Consider the following 1,585-nt stretch of genomic DNA (forward strand, 5'->3'; position numbering starts at 1 on the left):
CCGCCGGCCGGCGCCACCGCGCAGGAGCACTGAGCGATGCCCGCGCCATCCGACCCTTTCGAGACCCTGTTCGACTTGTTGTACCTGCCGCGCACCCAGCCCTCCCACGGCCGCGCGGCCCGCCACGGAAACGGCCCCGCGCCGTATAGCGCATGACTGAGCAACGCCATTCGGCATTGGCCATCCACCCCATCGCCGCCGACGACGGCGACGGCCCCGAACTGCTGCGGCGGCGCCAGATCGTGCGGCGCACCCGCTGGCTGGTGCTGATCGTGCTCGTGCTGCTGGCGCTCGGCGCGGCGCGCACGGTGTTCGTGCGCATCGCCAACGCGCGCGAGCTGCAGGCCAGCTCGGTCGAGCATGCCAAGCAATACGTGCAGACCGCGCTGCCGCGCACGCCCACCGCGGGCCAGAAGCTGGCGCTGCCGGGCACGCTGCAGGGCTACGTGCAGTCGCCGATCTCGGCGCGCGCCAGCGGCTACCTCAAGCGCTGGACCAAGGACATCGGCAGCCGCGTCGAGAAGGGCGAGCTGCTGGCCGAGATCGAGACACCCGAGATCGACCAGCAGCTGTCGCAGGCCATCGCCGCGCGCAACCAGGCGGCCTCGGGCCTCGAACTCGCGCAGAGCACGGCCGCGCGCTGGGAGAACCTGCGCAAGAAGGACGTGGTCTCGCAGCAGGACCTCGACGAGCGCCGCAGCGCCGTCGCGCAGGCCACCGCCAACGTGGCGGCCGCCGATGCCAACGTGCAGCGGCTCAGGCAGACCGAGGGCTTCAAGCGCGTGGTCGCGCCGTTTGCCGGCGTGATCACGCGGCGCAACGTCGACACCGGCGACCTGATCGATGCCGGCGCCGGTGGCGGCGCGGGCCGCGCGCTGTTCGTGCTGGCGCAGACCGATCCGCTGCGCGTGTACATCAACGTGCCACAGGCCTATGCCCAACTCGTGAAGGCCGGGCAGCCGGTGGTGGTGACGCAGGCCGAGCTGCGCGGCCAGAAGTTCAGCGGCCAGGTCGCGCGCACCGCGGGTGCCATCGACACCACAACGCGCATGATGCAGGTCGAGGTCTCGCTGCCCAACCGCGACGGCGCGCTGCTGCCGGGCGCCTACGTGCAGGTCGAGCTGCCGCTGGCCGCGAGCGGCACGCTCACGGTGCCGGCCAACGCGCTGCTGTTCCGTGCCGAGGGCACGCGGCTGGCGATCGTCGACACACAGGGCCGCGTCGGCCTGCGCCCCGTGACCTTGGGCCGCAACTACGGCGAGAACGTCGAAGTGGTCGACGGGCTCGCGGGCACCGACCGCATGGTGCTCAATCCCTCCGACTCGCTGGCCGATGGCGACGTGGTCGCGGTGGCGCCCGATGCGCCGGCCGATGGCGCCAAGCCCGGCGCGGCGCCGGCGGCACCGGCCGCCGCGAAGAAGGAACCCGCGTGACCATGCGCCGTCCCGCCTTCGCGGCGATCGCGCTCGCCACCGTGATGCTGGCCGCGGGTTGCGCGGTCGGCCCCGACTACAAGGCGCCCGAGACCCCGCTGCCCGTGAGCTGGAAGCTCGAGGCGCCGTGGCGCGAAGGCACGCCCAACGAC

1 protein-coding gene is annotated in these 1,585 nt (G+C 72.9%); it reads left to right on the forward strand.

Going from position 1 to position 1,585, the window contains the following annotated elements:
* Positions 1 to 152: 152 nt before the first annotated feature.
* Positions 153 to 1,433: an efflux RND transporter periplasmic adaptor subunit gene (locus tag AC27VN_RS40995; protein WP_490880438.1), complete on the forward strand. Its 1,281-nt coding sequence runs from the start codon at positions 153 to 155 to the stop codon at positions 1,431 to 1,433.
* The last annotated feature ends 152 nt before the right edge of the window (positions 1,434 to 1,585 follow it).

The sequence above is a fragment of the Variovorax sp. 20P10.2.4 genome (assembly GCF_058244205.1).